The sequence below is a fragment of the Bacillus halotolerans genome (assembly GCF_004006435.1).
In the GTDB taxonomy this organism is placed as follows: Bacteria; Bacillota; Bacilli; order Bacillales; family Bacillaceae; genus Bacillus; species Bacillus halotolerans.
This window is the reverse complement of record NZ_CP029364.1, coordinates 1,245,274-1,264,821: the sequence shown is the minus strand read 5'-3', so window position 1 is coordinate 1,264,821 and position 19,548 is coordinate 1,245,274. Positions and strand designations below refer to the sequence as shown.

Genomic DNA, 19,548 nt, shown 5'->3' with positions numbered 1-19,548 from the left:
CTCAACCTCCAGATTGATTCTTTAATGTTACTTTTTCGAAATCAGCATCTCCAATTCTGTACTTAACGATAAATTTGTCTGGTCTTAGTGAATCACCTTTATATATAGCTTTTATATTAACATTAACTTTTTGCGGAGGTTCTTCTTTAAGAGCCTTTGCCCATTCTTGCTCCATTTCATACCATCTGCCGCCGCTCCTATTAATCTGGGAATTCATCGGCACGATATTGTCAAACTGGCCTGAGCCTTTGAATTGGGTGGCGATTAAATGGCCTCCGTCATCGTCAGGCTTTCGGTCTTGGGGCTTTCCAGCATTCGACTGTGCATATTGGTTTCGTTTTGCTTCTCCTAGCTGCAAGTCTGCTTTGACACTTGTAATTCTACCATAGTTGTCAGTGGTGTACGTGTAGCCTTCTTTTGTTTTATAGACAACATTCGGCTTCAGCACTTTCTTTCTGCTCCATTTTGCATAATGCTCGCCGTATTTGACGGTTACTGGCGGCACAACTGGCGCTGGAGTTCGTCTTCCGCTTGAAGAAGTTCCGTACGGTTTCGGCAGGATGACCTTGGCGAATTTCTGCAGTCCCTCTTTAAGTGTGACCCCATTGACTGCGTTGTAAGGGACGCCTGCCGGCACTAAATCGTGACGGGGATGATAGGGGAGAATGTCTGCAAGTGTGAGATCTCCGATTTGATTTAACTTGGTTTTGACGTGTTTTTTTGATACTTCTATGCCTTTGTTTACTTTTTGTTTGACGTGATCAACGGTTTGTTTTGAGACCGTTATGGCTTTTTGGGCTGTTGCTGATTTGCTTGCTGCTGTTTTGACTTTGGTCGTCACTTTGGCGGCTGTGCCAGTTTTTGAGACGGCGCCTACGCCTTTTGTGCCGACAACTGATGTGACAACAGTGCCAACCGCATATGACACCCATCTTGCTCGTGAGTAGGTGTCACCATTCACCATGTCTTTTTGATACGATTCTTCGATTGCTGCTGAAATGGCTTCATACGTTTTGATCGGGTGAGCCACCGCTCCTGTAATGGCTTCAACGGTTCCACCCGGATCTGTGACCATATCCCACAGGCCTGTGACCGCGTCTTTTCCTGAATCGTAAAGGCCGACGGCGACCCCTTTGAAGCCTGCTTCAAACTCACGCGTGTTTTCAATTTGGGTGAAGTATCTCTGTTGTTCTGCTGTCAGATTTTCATAGCCGATCGTTTTTGCCATTTTGTAGAATTCATCGGCATCCGCATAATCGTAGTTTTTCAGTCTTTCTTTCAGTTTTTCAATCTCTCGTTCCTTCGCTTCCTCTTTCTTAATCTTCAAGTAAGCCTCAGTCCGCTTTTCAATGTCGCCTTTTTTCTTATGTATGTCACTCTCACGGTACGCTTTGGCGTTGTAGTGGATGGGTGTGGCGTTTTTGCCTTTGCCCGTTGCTTCTTGGAGCTTTTGGAAGTCGGACTTGATGAATTGTTCGTTTGGTTCTGACAGGGCGTATTCTGTCTGCAGGTCTTCGTCTAAGGCGTCCAATTTTTCCAGTGTTTTTTTGCGTTTGTCGTTGGCATCGGCCAGCTCGTCTTTGAAGGTTTCTGTTGAAAACAGGTCGAGCGGGAGGATGTCGTTGATATCGTTCAGGATGTCTTTCATGGCTTTTTTCTGTTCGGACATGATGGATTTCGATTTTTTGTGGGCGTTTGCCAGCTCATGTTCCAGAAAGGATTCTTCGATGTATGCGTCAGAGAGGGCTTTATCCTCGACGGCTCCGGCGATGCTGTTGAAAAATGCGATTTTCATGTCGATGTAGTCGATCCATTGGTCGGTGACGCCAACGTGGTCTTGATAGAAGGCTTTGATATTGCTGGCGCCTTTTCCTGAGAATTCGCTGTCACTGAGATCAGCGACGCTTTTTAAGGCTTTTCTCAAGTTGACCATTTGCGTTCTTAGTTCTTTATACTCTTTCGCGCGGTCTGTCGCTTCAGAAAGCAGTGTTTTCGCTTCAAGTACTTTCATGACCATTTCCCTTCTTTTGTTCGCTCAATATCAAAATTTTACCACGGAGCAGGATAAGAATGGCTGTGGAAACGTGTTTCGATGGAAAAATGAGTCATTTGGCATGTGTCTTTATTCACGAAGGGATTGTGTAAACATAGTCGAAATGATTATTGATAGACAGTTAAAGGAGCATTTTGATGAAGAAAAAACGCATTATATTCGGTTTATTAGGGTTTATGATATGCATCATCCTGTTTGCTCTGTATCTTCAGTTACATAATAAAAGCAATATTCCTGTCAAAGCTTCCGCCATCCATCCCGAAGAAGACCACATCTTTTTTATCTATTCCAACCCTCTCATAAAAGAGAGTACGCTGCTCTCAACCTCAACAGGCGAAAGATTTAATAGGCGCACGTTCAAGGTGGCGGATGTGCCGTACATCCAAACGAAGTCTTACGCATCAACAGACATTGTATTATTAGCGGAACATGAGTCCTTTTATTACACGCTGGAGAAGGATGCCATAAAAAAGCATCCGCTGTCAGATCCATTTGCGTTTTGGTATGAGGGAAAGGATGTCTCTGTTAAGGCCTATAACGTTGATACGACGGGGAATGACGTCCATATAAACGACAAAAAAACGAAAAAGGAATATAGCCTCACCTTGCCTTCGCTTGTCACGATGGGGTCGAGTGACGAGAATTATATTTATGTCATTCAAGGCATGGCAATTTACGTGATTGACAGAAACACAGAGGAAATCATAGAAACCCTGAGCTTAGCCTCATACGCTGATAAATTCGCAGACTCGGAGGAATTTATTGTCGCAAGCTCGCAGCATGAACTGACTGTGATTGAAAAAGGGACATGGAAGACGAAGTATATTTCTTATCCTGATGATCTTGAATATGCTGATACCGTGTACTATGACAAAGAAAGCGGCAGTTTTTATGTGACGTACGAAAACAAAGAGGGGGAAGCGAACCTGCTTGAGTATGGGAAGGACTTTTCTTTTCGCACATACGGCTTAAAATTCCCTTATATGGATGCAAAGTTTAAGGGGAATCAACTGTATGTTGTTGCCCAGGAAGAGCATAAAAAGGGCATTGGCGGGTACGTGGGTGTGTTTGATATCCATTCTAAGAAGATGCTTTATCAGTTTGATTTGCCTGAGGAACAAGTGAAGGTTCAGGATTTTATCGTGGTTGATTAGACTCCAAGGCTATAACTTAGAGTCAAGTTCTTATGTTTCGAGGTGAGTAAATTAACCAAATGCCACTTCAGCTGAATAATAGAATTTATTATAAACTTCAGCTTAGTTTTGATTACTAGAAAATATTTTATAAAATATATTTTAATTCTTGGTTTCATGGTTTATAATGTATAACAGTCCTGTATTTTACAATTTTGATTGGTTTGATGGAGGTATTTGATAATGAAAAGAGTAAATCACTTGATGACACTAGTTCTTGCGGGTGTGATGGCATTTGGACTAGTATTCATTGGATCGGGTCATTCAGCCAAGGCTGTTAGTAAAACTACGAGTTTTACTTTTCATGCAACTGTAGAATCAAAATCTTATATTCACACATCAGAAAACTATAAGAATGTTTATACTACAGTTGAAATGGGAAGAACAGGAACTTGGGAAAGTGCTGCTTATTGCAAATTATATCTGCAGCGTTATACAAACGGTTCTTGGAAAACAATCGATACAGCTTCTGGAAATGCATCATATGGTAGAAAATTAAATGTTACATTCACAAACATTGCAAAAAAATCTGCATCGACTAGAGTGAAACTAAAACTTTATAATAATTGGGATCATTCAGACTATATGCAAACAGTATATTCTAGTAAATGGACTAGATGAAGAAAAAGCTCTCCTTTTTAAGAAGGAGAGCTTTTTTAATTACATTAATACGATCACCTAGTTTACCATTTTGGCGTTTGAATTCTATTTTAAAGTTTATTTAAAAGAAACATATTGTTCTAATAGTCTAGTTATCTGATTTTAGATAAATAAAGATATAAAAACCTATAAATTAATTTAGCGATCATTGGGGAACAGAAGGATGAGCAGAGACAATTACATATAAATTGGGTGCGCTGTTTTTATCTATTTTACGAATATATATCAGCGTGTTCTGACAGCTGAGCTTCTGATAGGGATCAGGAAGAAACCGTGAATAAAGTGAGTTATACGAAGCCGACAGAGCAAGAGCAGAATGCGAAAACCGAATCATCTGATACAACTGGTACACAGAGCCCTTAGCAGGCATCGGAAAGCACAAAATCAGATTATCTTGCCAAACTGTCAGCAGATAGAAAAACACTATGATTATCAAATGATTGAGGATTACGGCTATAACTATCAAATGTGGGACGGATCGATGAATGAGATATTCGGCGGTTTGCAAAAGCAGCTTTCTGCTTCAGTCATGGTGGGCCTAAAAAGTGAACAGCGCCAATGGATGAAGGATAGAAATGCTACAGTTCAGAAAAGATATGATGAGGGCGTCGGTTCTTTATCCCGAGTCGTCCAAACGGAATAGCTTGCAAAACAGACGAAAGAGCTCTGTTACGATCGGTGAAAACGTATAGGAAATAAGTGACACGGGACCCTTGCATGGGGTCTTTTTTTGCTGAAGAAAACAAATTGACAGGATGAAAAAACAATTTCTTCCTGTTGTCTTGTTTTCAAAATTTGGGATTGATAGAATATGACATATCTTACAGAGAGGGAGGGAAGCGAGTGAAGCAAGCCATACCATCTTCGCGTGTTGGTGTTAAGATTAATGAATGGTACAAGATGATTCGCCAGTTCAGTGTTCCGGATGCTGAGGTTCTGAAAGCGGAGGTGGAGCAGGACATTCAGCAGATGGAAGAGGATCAGGATTTGCTGATCTATTATTCTCTGATGTGTTTTCGGCACCAGCTGATGCTGGATTATTTGGAGCCGGGACAAACATACGGGAATCGCCCTACAGTGACAGAGCTTTTAGAAACGATTGAAGCCCCTCAGAAAAAACTCACAGGTCTTTTGAAATACTACTCTTTGTTTTTCCGCGGCATGTATGAATTTGATCAGAAAGAATATGTTGAAGCGATTGGATCTTACCGTGAGGCGGAGAAGGAGCTTCCGTTTGTAACAGATGAAATCGAGAAAGCGGAATTTCATTTTAAAGTGGCAGAAGCATACTACAATATGAAACAAACTCATGTGTCGATGCATCATATCCTTCAAGCCTTAGACATTTATCAAGATCATCCGTTATATAGCATGAGAAGAATACAAAGCTTGTTTATCGTAGCGGGAAATTATGATGACTTCAGATGTTATGATAAAGCGCTCCCGCATTTAAGAAAGGCGCTGGAGCTGGCAATGGACATTCAAAACGACAGGTTCATTGGCATCTCTTTATTGAACATCGCCAACAGTTATGACAGGTCAGGAAGATATGATTTGGCAATTGAGCACTTCCAAAAAGCGGCGAAAGTAAGCAGAGAAACGGTCCCTGACTTGCTGCCGAAAGTCTTGTTTGGGTTAAGCTGGACATTATGTAAAGCTGGACAAAAACAGCAGGCGTTTCAGCTAATAGAAGAAGGATTAGAACATATCACAACCCATCCAAATGCGGGGGCCCACAAATTTTATAAAGAATTGTATCTGTTCTTGCAGGCAGTGTACAAAGAGATTGTTGACGAACGCAAAATTCATGACCTTTTAAGCTATTTCGAAAAAAAGAACTTGCACGCTTACATTGAAGCATGTGCCCGCAGCGCTGCCGCTGTTTTTGAAAGCCGCTGTCATTTTGAGCACGCTGCTGCGTTTTATCGGAAAGTGCTGAAAGCGCAAGAAGATATTCAAAAAGGAGAGTGTTTATATGCTTATTAAGAAAAAAGTGATGATGTGTCTTGCTGTTCCCCTTATTTGCGGAAGCATTGCGGTTCCTTTCTTGACACAGTCAGGCGGTTTTAAGGAATCAACGGATCGAAACACGACGTATATCGATCATTCCCCTCATCATGTCATGACTGATCCGGATAAGAAAGCCCTTAGTTAGGGCTTTTTTTCTTGCTTTATTGGAAGTTTGTGTCGTCTCGTACTTTTAAACTGCCGCCTTCCTTCTATTTCTAACGCAAGACACTCGAAACAACCAAAGCATTTGAGGTATAATGGATAAAGTGAATAACAGTATTTAGATTGATATATATGAAAGAGAGTGGAACATCATGGGCCGTAAGTGGAACAATATTAAAGAAAAGAAGGCGTCTAAGGACGCAAATACGAGTCGGGTTTACGCAAAGTTTGGCCGTGAGATTTATGTGGCGGCAAAGCAGGGCGAGCCTGATCCGGAATCCAATCAGGCGCTGAAGGTTGTGCTTGAGCGCGCGAAGACTTACAGCGTGCCGAAAAATATCATTGAACGTGCGATTGAGAAGGCGAAGGGCGGAGCGGAAGAAAATTATGATGAGCTTCGTTATGAGGGCTTCGGGCCGAACGGATCAATGATTATCGTTGATGCGCTGACGAATAATGTGAACCGTACGGCGCCGGAAGTGCGTGCGGCGTTCGGAAAAAACGGCGGAAACATGGGTGTGAGCGGATCTGTTGCTTACATGTTTGACGCAACGGCTGTTATTGGTGTGGAAGGCAAAACAGCTGACGAAGCGCTTGAAATCCTGATGGAAGCGGATGTGGATGTCCGCGATATTTTAGAAGAGGATGACAGCGTGATCGTCTATGCGGAGCCGGATCAATTCCATGCGGTGCAGGAGGCATTTAAAAACGCGGGCGTTGAGGAATTTACGGTGGCGGAGCTGACCATGCTTGCGCAAAGTGAAGTGACACTTCCTGAGGACGCGAAAGAACAGTTCGAAAAGCTGATTGACGCGTTAGAGGACTTGGAAGACGTTCAGCAGGTGTATCATAACGTAGATCTTGGTGAATAAAAAAGGAGCAGACTGTCATGGTCTGCTTTTTTTATTGTCCGGGAAATTGTTTTATCCGTTTATAGGCGGGTGTCTATACGATCTGCAAGCTCTTCTCATACGCTGGACTGTAACCTATGTGAAGGAGAGATTGGATATGACTGATACAAGACACTTCTGCTGCGGACCCGGTTTTGGCGCTTACCCAGGTTATGGTGCAGGCGGTCCGGGATTCGGCATGTACGGAGGCGCGGGCTATCCGGGCCATGGCATGTATACGGGGATGGGCCAACCAGGTTATGGAGGCGCAGGCTACCCGGGTTATGGCATGTCTGGAGGATTCGGCGGCTACCCAAGCGGAGGCTATCCGAGCTCAATGAGTTATCCGAGCTACGGAATGCATTATGATAATGATGGACATCACCAGCATTACCCTGATGGAAATTACGGACACCATCAGGATGGAAATTACGGCCATCACGAGGACGGAAATTATGGGCATCATGATGGTAACTACGGGCACCATCACCACCAAATGGGGCACTGGGGAAAAGACGGCCATAAATAAAAAGCGTGGAGAACGGACACTCTTGCTGATCAAGGGTGTTTTTTTGTTTTTGTTTTTTCTTGACTGTTCAGTCTGGAAAAGGTAATATCTTCTTGCAGGAGGTGATATTCGTTTGGGTAGGAATAAAGAATTCGATACCGCGCTTGTTTTACGCAGAGCGATAGAGGTTTTTGGAGAGTATGGCTACGAAGGCACGTCTCTTCAGGAGCTGCTCTCTCATTTAGGCATTGCGCGCCAGAGTTTGTACGATACGTATGGAACGAAGCGGGATCTGTTTTTGTCCGCTGTGAAAACGTATCTTGAGGGAAAAAACGCGGCTGTTGTGGAAAGGCTTGAGGCACCGGGCTCTGTCAAGGAAGCCATTCGTGATATTTTTCAGGAGGGTGTGAATGTCCTGAAAGATCCTGAACGTTCAAAGGCGTGTTTTATCATCAACAGCGCTATTGAACAAATTCCACATGATTCGGATCTTGCCCAGTACTTTGAAGGGCAGACGAAACAGCTTGAGGCGGCCTTTTATCAGGCACTGAGAAGGGCACAGGCTGAAGGAGAATTGAAGGAACATCTTGATATATCGGCGCTTGCCCGTTATTTAAACCAGAGCAGGCTGTCTCTGACGTTTATCGCTAAGGTTTCTGCTGATTTTAACCAGCTTCAGGATTATGTTGAAGTGAGTTTATCTGTCCTTGATTGACTTTTTTTGATAAAGGGTGCTTAGCCCTTTGACGCATTTTTCGGACTGAATGGTCTAGAATAAAATACGAGGTGATGATCCATGATGATGACGGAATACGAAAAAGCATGTGACACACTGAATCAATTTATGCAATATATGCTTGAAAAGGATATGGAGCGCTGGACAGAGCTGTGGGATGAACATGCCGTATTGGAGTTTCCCTATGCGCCAGAGGGATTTCCGGAAAGAATTGAAGGGAAGGCGGCCATTTACGATTATATTAAGGATTTTCCTGATAACATTCATATTTCTGCTTTTACTGCTCCGACAGTGTATCGCTCGGCTGATACAAACACGATCATTGCGGAGTTTCAATGTGAAGGCTATGCGATCGCGACTGGGCTGCCTTACCGGCAAACCTATATCAGTGTGATTGAAACGAAGGACGGCAGCATTTTGCATTATAAGGATTATTGGAATCCGCTTGTCGTCAATAAGACGTTTGGAGAAACCATTGAAACATTTATACAAACAGAGGAGGATGAAAAATGATGAGTTACGATCAGATTCTGATTACGGGAGGAACCGGCACGACAGGGAGCCGGATTGCTAAACGGTTAATTGAGCAGGGTTACAGCGTTCGCATCGCGAGCAGGAAAAAGGGCGAGATTAGCAATGCGGAGTATGTATATTTTGATTGGAAGGATGAGTCCAGCTTTACGCCTGCATTGGAGCGGATGAAGCGGATTTACCTCGTTGCGCCGGTTGGTGTGTTTGATCCGTCTCCTTATGTGCTTCCATTTTTAAAGGAAGCAAAGCGGCTCGGTGCTGAACGTGTGGTGATGCTCAGCGCGTCCGCTGTTTCTGAGGATGGTCCTGTGTTTGGGGCATTGCATCGTGCAGTACGCGGGTTTCCGGAATGGGCGGTGCTGCGGCCGTCATACTTCATGCAAAACTTCATCAATGTCCAGCATCGCATGTCCATTCAAACTGAGGGGCAAATCATCACGGCGGCGGGTGAAGGGAAACTTGGTTTTATTGATGCTGATGATATTGCGGAAACAGGAGTGCGTGCTTTGATTGACATTGCGCCTCATAATACTCATCATATTCTGACGGGACCTGAGGCGCTGAGCTACGCTGAAGCGGCGGAGATCATCGGAGCCGCGGCGGGACGTCCGGTGACGCATGTCAGCATTTCTTCTTCCGAACTGCAAAACAGGATGGAAACAGCAGGTTTGCCTGCGGATTACGCCCGCTTTATGGCGGAATTAGAAGAAGCGATTCGCCATGGTGCCGAACACCGGGTGACGGATACAGTGAAGCGTGTCACGGGAAAAGAGCCCCGCTCGCTGGATGAGTTTGCGGCTGATCACGTTTCGTACTGGACGCGCTGACCTTATTTTGGACTGAATAGTCTAGAAAGACCTTCGGCTCTGCCGAAGGTCTTCTTTTTATCTATTGAGTTTAAAAAGGCTGGCCGCGTTTTCGGTGCCGATTTTGAATCGGTCTGTTTCACTGATTGGACACTGGTCAAACCAGGAAGAGATTTCTTCCATCGTTTCATACGGATAGTCCACCGAGAATAAGATGCGGTCAGAGCCGACCTCTAACAATGTATCAATTAATGCCTGTGTTCTGAATACGCCGCTTGTTGTGAGATAAAAGTTTTTGCGGAGGTATTCAGTCGGCGCTTTTTTATGGTTTCCATGGGTCTCAGGGCGCTGATGGCGCAGTCTGTGCTCGACACGCGGCAGCGTAAACGGCAGACCCTCGCCTAAGTGTCCGAGAATTACGGTCAAATCAGGATATTCGTCAAACAGGCCGCTCAGAATCAGGCGGATGGCGTGTGTTGCTGTTTCAACCCCAAAGCCCCACGCTGAGCCGAGGAGGCCTTCGTAGCCTTCATAGATACGCTGCTGATTTGGCAGCGGGATACGCGGATGCAGATAGACGGGAACCTGAAGCTGTGCAGCTTTCTCCCAGAAAGGGCGTACCTGTGGCTCGTCTAAATATTGAGCGGTATTTTCGTCTCCGATATTACTGTAGCCGTTGACCAAGGCGCCGACAAAACCGAGTTCGTTTACTGCCCGCTCCAGCTCCTTCGCTGCTTCTTCAGGATCTTGAAGCGGAACCGCCGCAAATGCTTTAAAACGGTCTGGATGTTTGGAAACGAAGAATTCCGCAGCGTGATCGTTCATTTGCTTGGCGAGTTTCACAGCTCTGTCAGGATCGGTGATTCCTTCAATCCCCGGCTGGGTTAATGAGAGAATCGACGTTTGGATGCCGTTTTTATCCATGTCTTCAATCCGTTTCTCGAATTCCTGCAATCGTTTTTGGACAGCGCTGAAATATTCATCGTCAGTAAAATTGTGACTTCCCGTTGCCGGAAAATCAGGAGATTCCCAGTGCTCTTCTAATGCGATTTTTCCATTCATGTCAAAGGCTCCTCTCTTTATCATGGCTGGTGTAGATCAGATGGAGTGCACTCATTTTACGTCACGAAGCTTCGTTTCAATAGGTAATGAACATCGTGTTTATTACTTTACATCATGTACAAGATGTAAGTTCATGGTACAGTAGATTTTGGGAAAAGGTCAATAAACAGAGAACGTGCAAACGTTTAGAAGAAGACATCAGCTGATGATTTGTCCAGAAGAAAATAAAAGTTAGACAAGGAGGTAAAAAATGTCTAAAAAAAATAAAGTAGATCCGAGAGTCAAAAGAACGAACAAATTTTTAAGAGACGCATTGATCGCACTGTTGAAAGAAAAAGAAGCCAATTCGATTACGATTCAGGAAATTACTGAAAAAGCGGATCTGACCCGCGGCACTTTTTATTTGCACTATCGGGATAAACAGGATTTTCTGTTTCAAAGCATGACGGAGGTTCTCGATGATTTGATCCGGCAGGTTAAGCCTGAGACGCCGGTGGAACCGGTCAGTATGGATGAGGATCATCCGCCTGTTTCATTTGTGAGGCTCTTTGAGTACATCCATGAACACGCCGAGTACTTTCAAGTGATGATGAGTGACAGAGGGCTTCCTCAATTCAGAAGTCTGATGGCGGAATTCGTTCAGAAACGAATTTACGAGGAATTGCTCTCATCCATTGAAGAATCTGAGAAACAGCTTCAGATTCCGAAAGAGATACTGGTCAGCTATATCACCTCCGCCCATATCGGGGTGATTTGTTCCTGGCTGGAAAGCGGCATGAAGTACAGTCCTTTATTTATGGCAAATCAATTAACACGTTTAACGCTTTTGGGACCTCTCCGAATTGCGGGTATAGAAAAACAAATCAAGCTTCCTTATTAAGATTTTTGTCATAATGACGCCTCCTGCCTCATACCTATTAAGGTCATTGTTTTTGAGAAAGGAGGAGCCAGAATGAAGGATATGCAGCCGTTTACACCTGTTAAATCATACACGCCCTTTCACAGCCGTTTTGATCCCTGTCCGCCCATAGGGAAGAAATATTACAGAACGCCGCCTAACCTCTATATGACCTTTCAGCCTGAGCATATGGAGCAGTTTTCGCCGATGGAGGCTTTAAGGAAAGGCACCCTTTGGAAGGATCTCTATGATTTTTATGAAAATCCTTATCGAGGGGGAGACACACATGACAAAAAAGGTTGATGCGGAATATTACCGCCAGCTTGAGCAGATTCAAGCAGCGGATTTTGTGCTTGTTGAGCTGAGTCTGTATTTAGATACACATCCTGATGATGAAGACGCGCTAAAGCAATTTAATCAATATTCCGGTTATTCGAGGCACTTAAAAAGACAGTTCGAATCATCTTACGGACCGCTTTTGCAGTACGGCAACAGCCCCGCGGGTGAGGATTGGGATTGGAATCGAGGGCCATGGCCGTGGCAAGTATAAGGAGGAATGCTTGAATGTGGGTGTATGAAAAGAAGCTGCAATATCCCGTCAAGGTCAGCACGTGCAATCCGACGCTGGCAAAGTATTTGATTGAGCAATATGGCGGAGCGGACGGCGAGCTGGCCGCGGCTCTCCGGTATTTGAACCAGCGTTATACCATTCCTGATAAGGTCATCGGCCTTTTAACAGATATCGGCACGGAGGAGTTTGCTCATCTGGAAATGATTGCGACGATGGTGTATAAGCTGACGAAAGATGCGACGCCGGAGCAGCTGCGTGAAGCCGGGCTTGGCGATCATTACGCGAATCATGACGGCGCGCTTTTTTATCACAATGCGGCGGGAGTGCCTTTTACGGCAAGCTATATTCAGGCGAAAGGCGATCCGATTGCGGATTTGTATGAAGATATCGCAGCAGAAGAAAAAGCGCGTGCGACGTATCAGTGGCTGATTGATATTTCGGATGATCCTGATTTGAACGATTCTCTGCGGTTTTTGCGTGAACGTGAAATTGTGCATTCTATGCGCTTCAGGGAAGCGGTTGAGATTTTAAAAGAAGAACGGGATAAGAAGAAACTCTTTTAACAGGCAGCGGGGGCTCCCTTCATGCGTCCTTTTACATACAGACAAAATATTCTGTTTTTTTGTCGTTTGCTTGCATTATAATGAAGGTATGCATGTAAGTTTAGTTTTGATCGGGGGGCCTTTATGACATCTTTTAAGATTACGAAAGAAACTGTCGCAAATGATTTTTACGCCGGCCTGGCAGATCGTGAGGATGCAGAGCAAATAACGGGACTGCTCGTCCGTACGGCTGAATGGCTGCGGGACCAGGGCTCTGACCAATGGAGCGGGCTGCTGGAGGGGCATGACTCACATGATATTGTTGGCTCAATTGAAAGCGGACATGTGTTTGTGTTCCAGAAAGATCAAGAGCTGGCCGGTGTAGTGATGCTTCTGCCTGAGCCGAGCGAGTGGGACAGAACGCTTTGGGGAGACGAGGGGCACGAAGAGTCCATTTATTTGCATCGTCTGGCGGTCAGCCGCCGGTTTGCGGGGAATGGGCTTGGGGCCGAGATTCTCACATGGACGGAGACGGGTGTTGAGTATCCGGGGAAGAAGCGGATCCGTCTTGATTGTGTTGCTGATAACGACGCCTTGCATTCCTTCTACCGGAGAATGGGATATGAATTCAAGGGATCAGATGCCTCGGGGTTTCATTTGTTTGAGAAAAAACTGAACAAGTCAGAATAAGCGTCCTTTTTAGGGGGCTTTTTTGCCTTTTTGAAAAGGGAGGACGGGGCGGATGATCTTTTTTATGTGATGGCCATTGCGACGGCTTGTATTTCCGCTTGTGTCTTCATTTTTCTGCGGTTGAGGATGCCGCAAAATAAATGGCCGGAATGGATACTGGGTGGGCTGCTTGTTCTCGGTGTGATCACAATTTGGTGCAGCATCTTTTTTGTCGGCGGCTGGGATGGCATGGCGCTGGGCATGCTTGGGATTCATGTGATAGTCGGAGCGTTTGCCGGGTACTTGATCGAGACAGTGTTCCGGCTGTTGAAAAGGCAAATCAGGAGAAGGTAAGACATTTGCCGTCTCAAATGATGTCGAATTTTTTACGGGCCGGCAGGAATTTTCTTTCGAGTGGAGAAATACATATTACTTTACAATGAAAGCGTTTTCTGTAGTGGGAAGGTGATGTCGATGATACATAGCCTGACAAATGGGCTGAATCGTTTTTGTACATGGGTGATGAGACTGGCTTATGTAAATGTGCTGTGGATCTTGTTTTCTCTTGCCGGGCTCGTCGTGTTTGGGTTGATGCCTGCTACGGCCGCGATGTTTTCAGTGGCGAGAGAGTGGGCGAAGGGGAACACGGATGTCCCGGTGTTTTCTTTGTTTATCCGGACGTTTAAGAAGGAGTGGGGTGCAGCTCAGCTGTTGGGGCTCATTCTTGTGACGGCCGGCTTGTTTTTGTTTGCGGATATACGGATTGCCGCTCAGATGAATCAGCCTGTGCTGGTGAATGTGTTTATGAGCATCGGATTGATTTTCGTGTTTGTGCTGTTATATGTGTTTCCGGTCTTTTCTCATTTTGATGTAAAGCTCAGACAGGTGCTGAGCATCAGCTTTTTGATTGCCTTCAGCCGGCCATTGGTGACGCTGATGATGGCAGCGGGTGCGGTCGGAATGTTGTTTCTAGTGCTGTTTCATGTGACGTTTTTGCTGTTTTTCAGCGGCAGCGCGCTGAGCTTGTTGTTAACGAAGCTGTCCTTTACAGCATTTATGTCAATAGATCAGCGGCAGGAGAAAGAAAAGGCGGCATGAAAGGAAGAGTCGCGGGCTGGTACAGGCGGATGAAGATTAAGGATAAGCTGTTTGTGTTTCTGTCATTGATTATGGCCGTGTCCTTTTTGTTTGTATACAGCGGGGTGCAGTACGCTTTTCATGTCTATGATGAGCAGATTTACCGCAAATCCTCGGAGGTGCTGCGGATGTCTTCTGAACGGATTGAAGACGAGCTGAAGAAAATTGAAGATGTATCATATGAAATCATTACCGATGAACAAATTCAGCGCATTCTCAGCATGCAAAACCGTGATGATACGTATGACCAGTATCAAATGAAGCAGGAGCTGTGGGATCAGCTTGCGCAATATGCCGGCGATGAAAAGTACATTGATTCGATTCATTTGATTGATGCCCGCGGCTCAGAGTATTCCGCCGGAAGCAGTTCATCGGACCTTATGAAACAGCAGCAGGAAGAGGCATTTGAACGGGCGAAAGCGCAAAAAGGCAGAAATCTTTGGATGACCTTGGGCAATTCAGATCCTGTCCTGATTTCAGCGCGGCAAATCAGATCGTTTCATCAGCTGAGTTTAAATGGCTTGGGAATGGTGCTGATTCAAGTGAATGTGAAACAGATGATTCGTGACTTGCCGAAGGATTGGGGCGATTCGGTCGGAGACATGATGATCGCAGACAAGGACGGCAATCTGGTGTATTCGGCACATGCATCGGTGCTTACGCCTGAGATGACAAAGCAGACGCTGCGGCATCCTGGTTATGACTTGGTAAAAAAGAATGGCAAACGTTATTTTATTTCTTTCCTTCAATCATCCTATCAAAACTGGAGCTACTACAATGTCATCCCCTTTGATCAGATGTTCGCGAAAATTTCCTTTATGAAAACGGTAATCGGTACGTGTTTTCTTTTGTTTTTCAGTGTGGTTTTGCTTTTCGGGCGGAAGATTGCCAACAGCATCACAGAGCCGATCGAGCAGCTTGTATCCGCAATGAAATCGGTGCAGCACGGCGGGATTGAGGCGGGCGTGTCGCTGTCATTGCCGGAACATACACAAGATGAGGCCGGAACGCTGAACCGCCATTTTACCGTGATGATGAAGCGGATCAATGAGCTGATGGAAGAAAATGTGGAAAAGCAGCTTATTATTAAAGAAACAGAGTTGAAGGCGCTGCAAGCCCAGATCAACCCGCATTTTTTGTATAACACGCTTGAGTCCATCAATTGGCTGGCGAAAGCGAATCAGCAGAAGCAAATTTCTCAAATGGTGGAATCGCTCGGTTTTCTCCTGCGAAACAGCATTCACATCAAAGAAGATACAGTGACCCTTCAGGAGGAGGCGGATATTGTGCTTCACTATATGACGATTCAGCGGTTCCGGTTTGAGGAGCGCTTGAACTTCACACTGGACATCGCCGATGAGGTGAAGCATTGCCGAATTCCGAAGCTGACACTCCAGCCGCTGGCGGAGAATGCGATTCAATACGCGCTTGAGCCTTTTACTCGGCCATGCGCCATCCGCCTTCAAGCGAAAAAAACGGAGGACTGCGTCTGTATTACTGTCGAAGATAACGGGCCCGGCATGGACGAACGTATTCTTGAAAAAACGGGCGGAAGAGGGATCGGGCTCTGGAATATTCATGAACGCATCCGACTGATGTTCGGGGAGCCGTATGGCTTACGCATTCAAAGCGAGAAAGGGAAGGGAACGACGATTTTGCTGACAATACCGTGCCGAAATGAGGTGGTGTGATGTACAAAATACTGCTTGCTGATGATGAGAGAATCATTCTTGACGGAATGGCAGGGATCATTGAGTGGGAGACGCTTGGCGCTTCTTTAGTCGGAAAAGCGCAGAACGGAATTGAAGCGTATGAGAAGATCGTAAACAAGCAGCCGCATATCGTCGTCACTGATGTAAAAATGCCCGGTATGGACGGGCTTGAGCTGATCAAAAAGGTGTCAGCCGTCTGCCCGTCCGTGCAATTTATCGTCCTGTCTGGTTTTGGGGAGTTTGAGTACGCGAAGGAAGCGATGAAATACGGGGTAAGGCATTATTTGCTGAAGCCCTGCAATGAACAGCAGATTATCCGTTCATTAGAGGAAATCATCGCCGAGCTGAAGCTGCATGATGTGCGGAAGAAGAAAGCCGCCCACCTGAAACATGAGCTGAATCATATCCGTTCCTTTGCGGCTGATCAATACCTGGAAGGCTTGATTGCCGGTGTCACCCATCTGTCTCCGCCGCCTTCGCTTGCAGGTAAGAAGATTCGCCTTATCATCGCGGAGAACACTCAGCCTGAAGATTCTGCCGCCAGAGAGGCGTTTGGTTCCTCGCTGACAGCTTTTTGCTGCAGCGGAGGACGTGCGGTGTTTGCCGTGGAGGAGGGCACGCCTGATCTGGAGAAAAAGGCGGCGGACGGCTTTGCAGGCTGCCGGGTAATCATCAGCCGGACGGGGGAGCTGCAGGACGCAGGACAGCTGTTCCGGGAAGCAACTGAAACGGCCGGTGACCAAAAGCGGAGTGAATTGATTTCTAAAATCACCAGGCTTGTCGCCGACGAGCTTGGCAATCCGAATCTCTCTCTGAAATGGGCAGCAAAAGATATGCTGTTTATGAACCCTGATTATTTGGGGAAAATCTTTAAGCAGGAGACAGGCGAAAAGTTTTCCCAATATGTTACGCGGGTGCGTCTTGAGCATGCGATGAAGCAGATGAAGCTGAGGCGGGATGTGAGTGTATCAGAAATCGCGGAAGAAATCGGATTCGGTGATAATCCGAAGTATTTCAGTCTCGTCTTTAAAAAATATACTGGTCTGACACCGTCAGAATTCAGAAGAAAACAGGGAGGCGCTTCCGCAGGGTAGCCATCTCTGTTTTTTTAACTTTCGCCACTGTTTTTTGAGTGTTTCGCCCCGTCACAACCCTTTAAAATAAAATGTAAGCACTTACATTAAAGGGGGGATTGATGTGAAGAAGGTTTATTACGTGCTGCTGTCACTTGTGTGCGTCTTGTTTTTCAGCGGATGTTCTGCGGGTGAAGAAGCATCAGGGAAAAAGGAAGACATTACGCTCAGAATCGCATGGTGGGGCGGACAGCCGCGGCATGACTATACAACAAAGGTCATTGAATTATATGAGAAAAAGAATCCGCACGTCCATATTGAAGCGGAATTTGCGAACTGGGATGACTATTGGAAGAAGCTTGCGCCAATGTCTGCCGCGGGCCAGCTGCCTGATGTCATTCAAATGGATACGGCATATTTGGCGCAATACGGAAAGAAAAATCAGCTTGAGGATTTAACGCCATATATGAAGGACGGAACAATTGATGTCAGTTCAATCGATGAAAATATGCTGTCCGGCGGAAAAATTGACGAAAAGCTTTACGGATTTACACTTGGGGTCAACGTGCTTTCTGTGATTGCCAATGATGATCTGCTGAAGAAAGCCGGTGTTTCAATTCATCAGGAAAACTGGACGTGGAAGGATTATGAGAAGCTGGCGTATGAGCTGCAGGAAAAAGCCGGCGTATACGGATCTAACGGAATGCACCCGCCTGATATTTTCTTCCCGTATTATTTGCGCACAAAGGGTGAGCGTTTTTATAAAGAGGACGGCACGGGCCTTGCGTATCAGGATGACAAGCTGTTTGTTGACTATTTTGAGCGGCAGCTGAGACTGGTCAAAGCAAAAACATCGCCAACACCGGACGAAAGCGCCCAAATTAAGGGGATGGAAGATGACTTTATTGTCAAAGGCAAATCAGCCATTACATGGAACTACTCGAATCAATATTTAGGCTTTGCCCGGCTGACAGACTCGCCGCTTTCTCTCTATCTGCCGCCGCAGCAAATGAAGGAAAAAGCGCTGACGCTGAAGCCGAGTATGCTGTTTTCTATTCCGAAAAGCTCAGAGCATAAAAAAGAGGCCGCGAAGTTTATTGATTTCTTCGTGAATAATGAAGAAGCGAACCAGCTGATTAAAGGCGAGCGGGGCGTTCCGGTATCCGACAAGGTGGCAGATGCGATTAAACCGGAGCTGAATGAGGAAGAGGCCAACATTGTGGAATATGTGGAAGCCGCGTCGAAAAATATCAGCAAAGCCGATCCGCCAGAGCCGGTGGGAAGCGCGGAGGTTATTAAGCTGCTGAAGGATACGTCTGATCAGATTCTGTATCAGAAGGTATCGCCGGAAAAAGCCGCCAAAACATTCCGGAAGCAGGCCAATGACATTTTAGAGAGGAATAATTGACGGGAAATGGGGCTGACAGAATGAAAATAAGCCGGAGTATGAGAAAAGACAATCTGGCGGGATATGCTTTTATTTCTCCGTTTATTATCGGCTTCTTCTGTTTTACGGTGATTCCGATGGGCGCGTCCCTGTTTCTGTCCTTTACAAGCTACGACTTGTTTACGGCGCCGAAATGGATCGGGCTCGATAACTATAAGGAAATGTTTACGGGTGACGAAAAGTATTGGCAGTCGCTGAAGGTCACTTTCACGTATGTGCTTGCCGGGGTTCCGCTCCGCCTCGGCTTCGCGCTTTTTATTGCCGTCATTTTAAACAATGCGGCAAAGGGGACGGCTATCTACAGGACGCTGTTTTATCTGCCTTCTATCATCGGCGGAAGTGTGGCTGTTGCCATTATGTGGCGCAATATTTTCGGCAATGACGGGGTCATCAATGCGCTGCTGTTTTTTGTCGGGATCGATCAAAAAATTCTCTGGTACCAAGACCCGACAAGCGCGTTATGGACGCTGATTCTGCTGTCCGTCTGGCAGTTTGGGTCATCCATGCTGATTTTTCTGGCCGGGCTGAAAAACATTCCGGCATCGTACTTGGAGGCGGCCAGCGTGGACGGCGCAAACCGCGTGCAGCGCTTCTTTAGGATCACGCTTCCGATGCTGACGCCGATTATTTTCTTTAACCTGGTCATGCAGACGATTTCTGCTTTTATGACCTTTACCCCAGCCTATATCATCTCAAAAGGCGAGGGCGGTCCGCTTGACGGGACGCTATTGTATTCACTCTATTTGTTCCAGCGGGCGTTTAACTATTTTCAAATGGGCTACGCCTCGGCGATGGCGTGGATCATGCTGATCATTGTCGGGCTGATTACGCTGATTTTATTTAAAACATCATCATATTGGGTTCACTACGAATCAAAGGAGGAATAAC

23 protein-coding genes are annotated in these 19,548 nt (G+C 45.8%); 21 read left to right on the top strand and 2 right to left on the bottom strand.

What is annotated here, in order from left to right:
* Window position 1: 1 nt before the first annotated feature.
* Window positions 2-2,011 carry a T7SS effector LXG polymorphic toxin gene (locus DIC78_RS06395; RefSeq protein ID WP_127695771.1) on the bottom strand — a complete coding sequence of 670 codons (2,010 nt, stop codon included), beginning with the start codon at window positions 2,009-2,011 and terminating at the stop codon, window positions 2-4.
* Window positions 2,012-2,190: 179 nt separating this feature from the next.
* On the opposite strand from DIC78_RS06395, the gene DIC78_RS06390 reads away from it, so the two are divergent.
* The 10 genes from DIC78_RS06390 (at window position 2,191) to DIC78_RS06345 (ending at window position 9,570) form a co-directional block, all read left to right on the top strand.
* Complete coding sequence (locus DIC78_RS06390; RefSeq protein ID WP_127695769.1) at window positions 2,191-3,207, top strand: hypothetical protein; 1,017 nt, start codon at window positions 2,191-2,193, stop codon at window positions 3,205-3,207.
* A gap of 222 nt (window positions 3,208-3,429) precedes the next feature.
* Window positions 3,430-3,867 (top strand): hypothetical protein, encoded by a 438-nt coding sequence (locus DIC78_RS06385; RefSeq protein WP_010333279.1) that lies wholly within the window; start codon window positions 3,430-3,432, stop codon window positions 3,865-3,867.
* 355 nt (window positions 3,868-4,222) lie between these two features.
* The gene (locus tag DIC78_RS06380; RefSeq protein ID WP_010333280.1) at window positions 4,223-4,549 is read left to right on the top strand and encodes a lysozyme inhibitor LprI family protein; all 327 of its coding nucleotides are present in this window, start codon (window positions 4,223-4,225) and stop codon (window positions 4,547-4,549) included.
* 200 nt (window positions 4,550-4,749) lie between these two features.
* The gene (gene rapH / locus DIC78_RS06375) at window positions 4,750-5,892 is read left to right on the top strand and encodes a response regulator aspartate phosphatase RapH (protein ID WP_127695767.1); all 1,143 of its coding nucleotides are present in this window, start codon (window positions 4,750-4,752) and stop codon (window positions 5,890-5,892) included.
* On the top strand, window positions 5,882-6,061 hold the full coding sequence (gene phrH / locus DIC78_RS06370; RefSeq protein ID WP_106022485.1) for a phosphatase RapH inhibitor PhrH: 180 nt from the start codon (window positions 5,882-5,884) through the stop codon (window positions 6,059-6,061). Before rapH ends, phrH begins: the two co-directional genes overlap by 11 nt.
* Before the next feature lie 169 nt (window positions 6,062-6,230).
* Window positions 6,231-6,950 carry a YebC/PmpR family DNA-binding transcriptional regulator gene (locus tag DIC78_RS06365; protein ID WP_010333282.1) on the top strand — a complete coding sequence of 240 codons (720 nt, stop codon included), beginning with the start codon at window positions 6,231-6,233 and terminating at the stop codon, window positions 6,948-6,950.
* Window positions 6,951-7,086: 136 nt separating this feature from the next.
* Window positions 7,087-7,497: a spore coat protein gene (locus tag DIC78_RS06360; RefSeq protein ID WP_101860622.1), complete on the top strand. Its 411-nt coding sequence runs from the start codon at window positions 7,087-7,089 to the stop codon at window positions 7,495-7,497.
* 112 nt (window positions 7,498-7,609) lie between these two features.
* The gene (locus DIC78_RS06355) at window positions 7,610-8,191 is read left to right on the top strand and encodes a TetR/AcrR family transcriptional regulator (protein WP_127695765.1); all 582 of its coding nucleotides are present in this window, start codon (window positions 7,610-7,612) and stop codon (window positions 8,189-8,191) included.
* An 81-nt stretch (window positions 8,192-8,272) separates the two neighbouring features.
* Window positions 8,273-8,725, top strand: a complete 453-nt coding sequence (locus DIC78_RS06350) for a nuclear transport factor 2 family protein (protein ID WP_127695763.1) — start codon at window positions 8,273-8,275, stop codon at window positions 8,723-8,725.
* Window positions 8,722-9,570, top strand: a complete 849-nt coding sequence (locus tag DIC78_RS06345) for an NmrA family NAD(P)-binding protein (protein ID WP_127695761.1) — start codon at window positions 8,722-8,724, stop codon at window positions 9,568-9,570. The genes DIC78_RS06350 and DIC78_RS06345 overlap by 4 nt, the downstream gene beginning before the upstream one ends.
* Window positions 9,571-9,627: 57 nt before the next feature.
* On the opposite strand, the gene DIC78_RS06340 is transcribed toward DIC78_RS06345, so the two are convergent.
* Window positions 9,628-10,611: an amidohydrolase family protein gene (locus DIC78_RS06340; protein WP_127695759.1), complete on the bottom strand. Its 984-nt coding sequence runs from the start codon at window positions 10,609-10,611 to the stop codon at window positions 9,628-9,630.
* Between the two features lie 250 nt (window positions 10,612-10,861).
* Here DIC78_RS06340 and DIC78_RS06335 point away from each other — a divergent pair, with 250 nt between their 5' ends.
* The 11 genes from DIC78_RS06335 to DIC78_RS06285 all read left to right on the top strand — a co-directional run bounded on the left by DIC78_RS06335 (window position 10,862) and on the right by DIC78_RS06285 (window position 19,547).
* On the top strand, window positions 10,862-11,491 hold the full coding sequence (locus tag DIC78_RS06335; protein ID WP_106022451.1) for a TetR/AcrR family transcriptional regulator: 630 nt from the start codon (window positions 10,862-10,864) through the stop codon (window positions 11,489-11,491).
* A gap of 72 nt (window positions 11,492-11,563) precedes the next feature.
* A complete protein-coding gene (gene cotJA, locus DIC78_RS06330) occupies window positions 11,564-11,812 on the top strand; it encodes a spore coat-associated protein CotJA (RefSeq protein ID WP_024120488.1) in 249 nt (82 codons plus the stop codon).
* Window positions 11,796-12,059, top strand: a complete 264-nt coding sequence (gene cotJB / locus DIC78_RS06325; RefSeq protein ID WP_024120489.1) for a spore coat protein CotJB — start codon at window positions 11,796-11,798, stop codon at window positions 12,057-12,059. Before cotJA ends, cotJB begins: the two co-directional genes overlap by 17 nt.
* A gap of 14 nt (window positions 12,060-12,073) precedes the next feature.
* Entirely contained in the window at window positions 12,074-12,643 is a 570-nt protein-coding gene (gene cotJC, locus DIC78_RS06320) for a spore coat protein CotJC (protein WP_024120490.1), read from the top strand.
* Window positions 12,644-12,766: 123 nt separating this feature from the next.
* The gene (locus tag DIC78_RS06315; RefSeq protein WP_127695757.1) at window positions 12,767-13,312 is read left to right on the top strand and encodes a GNAT family N-acetyltransferase; all 546 of its coding nucleotides are present in this window, start codon (window positions 12,767-12,769) and stop codon (window positions 13,310-13,312) included.
* 30 nt (window positions 13,313-13,342) lie between these two features.
* Window positions 13,343-13,645 carry a YesK-like family protein gene (locus DIC78_RS06310; RefSeq protein ID WP_420867030.1) on the top strand — a complete coding sequence of 101 codons (303 nt, stop codon included), beginning with the start codon at window positions 13,343-13,345 and terminating at the stop codon, window positions 13,643-13,645.
* Window positions 13,646-13,759: 114 nt separating this feature from the next.
* Entirely contained in the window at window positions 13,760-14,389 is a 630-nt protein-coding gene (locus tag DIC78_RS06305; protein ID WP_106021481.1) for a YesL family protein, read from the top strand.
* Window positions 14,386-16,119, top strand: coding sequence for a cache domain-containing sensor histidine kinase (locus DIC78_RS06300; protein ID WP_127695755.1), 1,734 nt, complete (start codon window positions 14,386-14,388; stop codon window positions 16,117-16,119). Before DIC78_RS06305 ends, DIC78_RS06300 begins: the two co-directional genes overlap by 4 nt.
* Window positions 16,119-17,234, top strand: a complete 1,116-nt coding sequence (locus DIC78_RS06295; protein WP_106022448.1) for a response regulator transcription factor — start codon at window positions 16,119-16,121, stop codon at window positions 17,232-17,234. The genes DIC78_RS06300 and DIC78_RS06295 overlap by 1 nt, the downstream gene beginning before the upstream one ends.
* A 103-nt stretch (window positions 17,235-17,337) precedes the next feature.
* Entirely contained in the window at window positions 17,338-18,621 is a 1,284-nt protein-coding gene (locus DIC78_RS06290; RefSeq protein ID WP_103672149.1) for an ABC transporter substrate-binding protein, read from the top strand.
* Complete coding sequence (locus DIC78_RS06285; protein WP_038954162.1) at window positions 18,618-19,547, top strand: carbohydrate ABC transporter permease; 930 nt, start codon at window positions 18,618-18,620, stop codon at window positions 19,545-19,547. The genes DIC78_RS06290 and DIC78_RS06285 overlap by 4 nt, the downstream gene beginning before the upstream one ends.
* The last annotated feature ends 1 nt before the right edge of the window (window position 19,548 follow it).

Coding starts and splice junctions, on each gene's coding strand:
- DIC78_RS06395 (WP_127695771.1), bottom strand. CDS start 2,011: ATGAAAGTACTTGAAGCGAAAACACTGCTTTCTGAAGCGACAGACCGC.
- DIC78_RS06390 (WP_127695769.1), top strand. CDS start 2,191: ATGAAGAAAAAACGCATTATATTCGGTTTATTAGGGTTTATGATATGC.
- DIC78_RS06385 (WP_010333279.1), top strand. CDS start 3,430: ATGAAAAGAGTAAATCACTTGATGACACTAGTTCTTGCGGGTGTGATG.
- DIC78_RS06380 (WP_010333280.1), top strand. CDS start 4,223: ATGCGAAAACCGAATCATCTGATACAACTGGTACACAGAGCCCTTAGC.
- phrH (WP_106022485.1), top strand. CDS start 5,882: ATGCTTATTAAGAAAAAAGTGATGATGTGTCTTGCTGTTCCCCTTATT.
- DIC78_RS06365 (WP_010333282.1), top strand. CDS start 6,231: ATGGGCCGTAAGTGGAACAATATTAAAGAAAAGAAGGCGTCTAAGGAC.
- DIC78_RS06360 (WP_101860622.1), top strand. CDS start 7,087: ATGACTGATACAAGACACTTCTGCTGCGGACCCGGTTTTGGCGCTTAC.
- DIC78_RS06350 (WP_127695763.1), top strand. CDS start 8,273: ATGATGATGACGGAATACGAAAAAGCATGTGACACACTGAATCAATTT.
- DIC78_RS06345 (WP_127695761.1), top strand. CDS start 8,722: ATGATGAGTTACGATCAGATTCTGATTACGGGAGGAACCGGCACGACA.
- DIC78_RS06340 (WP_127695759.1), bottom strand. CDS start 10,611: ATGAATGGAAAAATCGCATTAGAAGAGCACTGGGAATCTCCTGATTTT.
- DIC78_RS06335 (WP_106022451.1), top strand. CDS start 10,862: ATGTCTAAAAAAAATAAAGTAGATCCGAGAGTCAAAAGAACGAACAAA.
- cotJA (WP_024120488.1), top strand. CDS start 11,564: ATGAAGGATATGCAGCCGTTTACACCTGTTAAATCATACACGCCCTTT.
- cotJB (WP_024120489.1), top strand. CDS start 11,796: ATGACAAAAAAGGTTGATGCGGAATATTACCGCCAGCTTGAGCAGATT.
- cotJC (WP_024120490.1), top strand. CDS start 12,074: ATGTGGGTGTATGAAAAGAAGCTGCAATATCCCGTCAAGGTCAGCACG.
- DIC78_RS06315 (WP_127695757.1), top strand. CDS start 12,767: ATGACATCTTTTAAGATTACGAAAGAAACTGTCGCAAATGATTTTTAC.
- DIC78_RS06305 (WP_106021481.1), top strand. CDS start 13,760: ATGTCGATGATACATAGCCTGACAAATGGGCTGAATCGTTTTTGTACA.
- DIC78_RS06300 (WP_127695755.1), top strand. CDS start 14,386: ATGAAAGGAAGAGTCGCGGGCTGGTACAGGCGGATGAAGATTAAGGAT.
- DIC78_RS06295 (WP_106022448.1), top strand. CDS start 16,119: ATGTACAAAATACTGCTTGCTGATGATGAGAGAATCATTCTTGACGGA.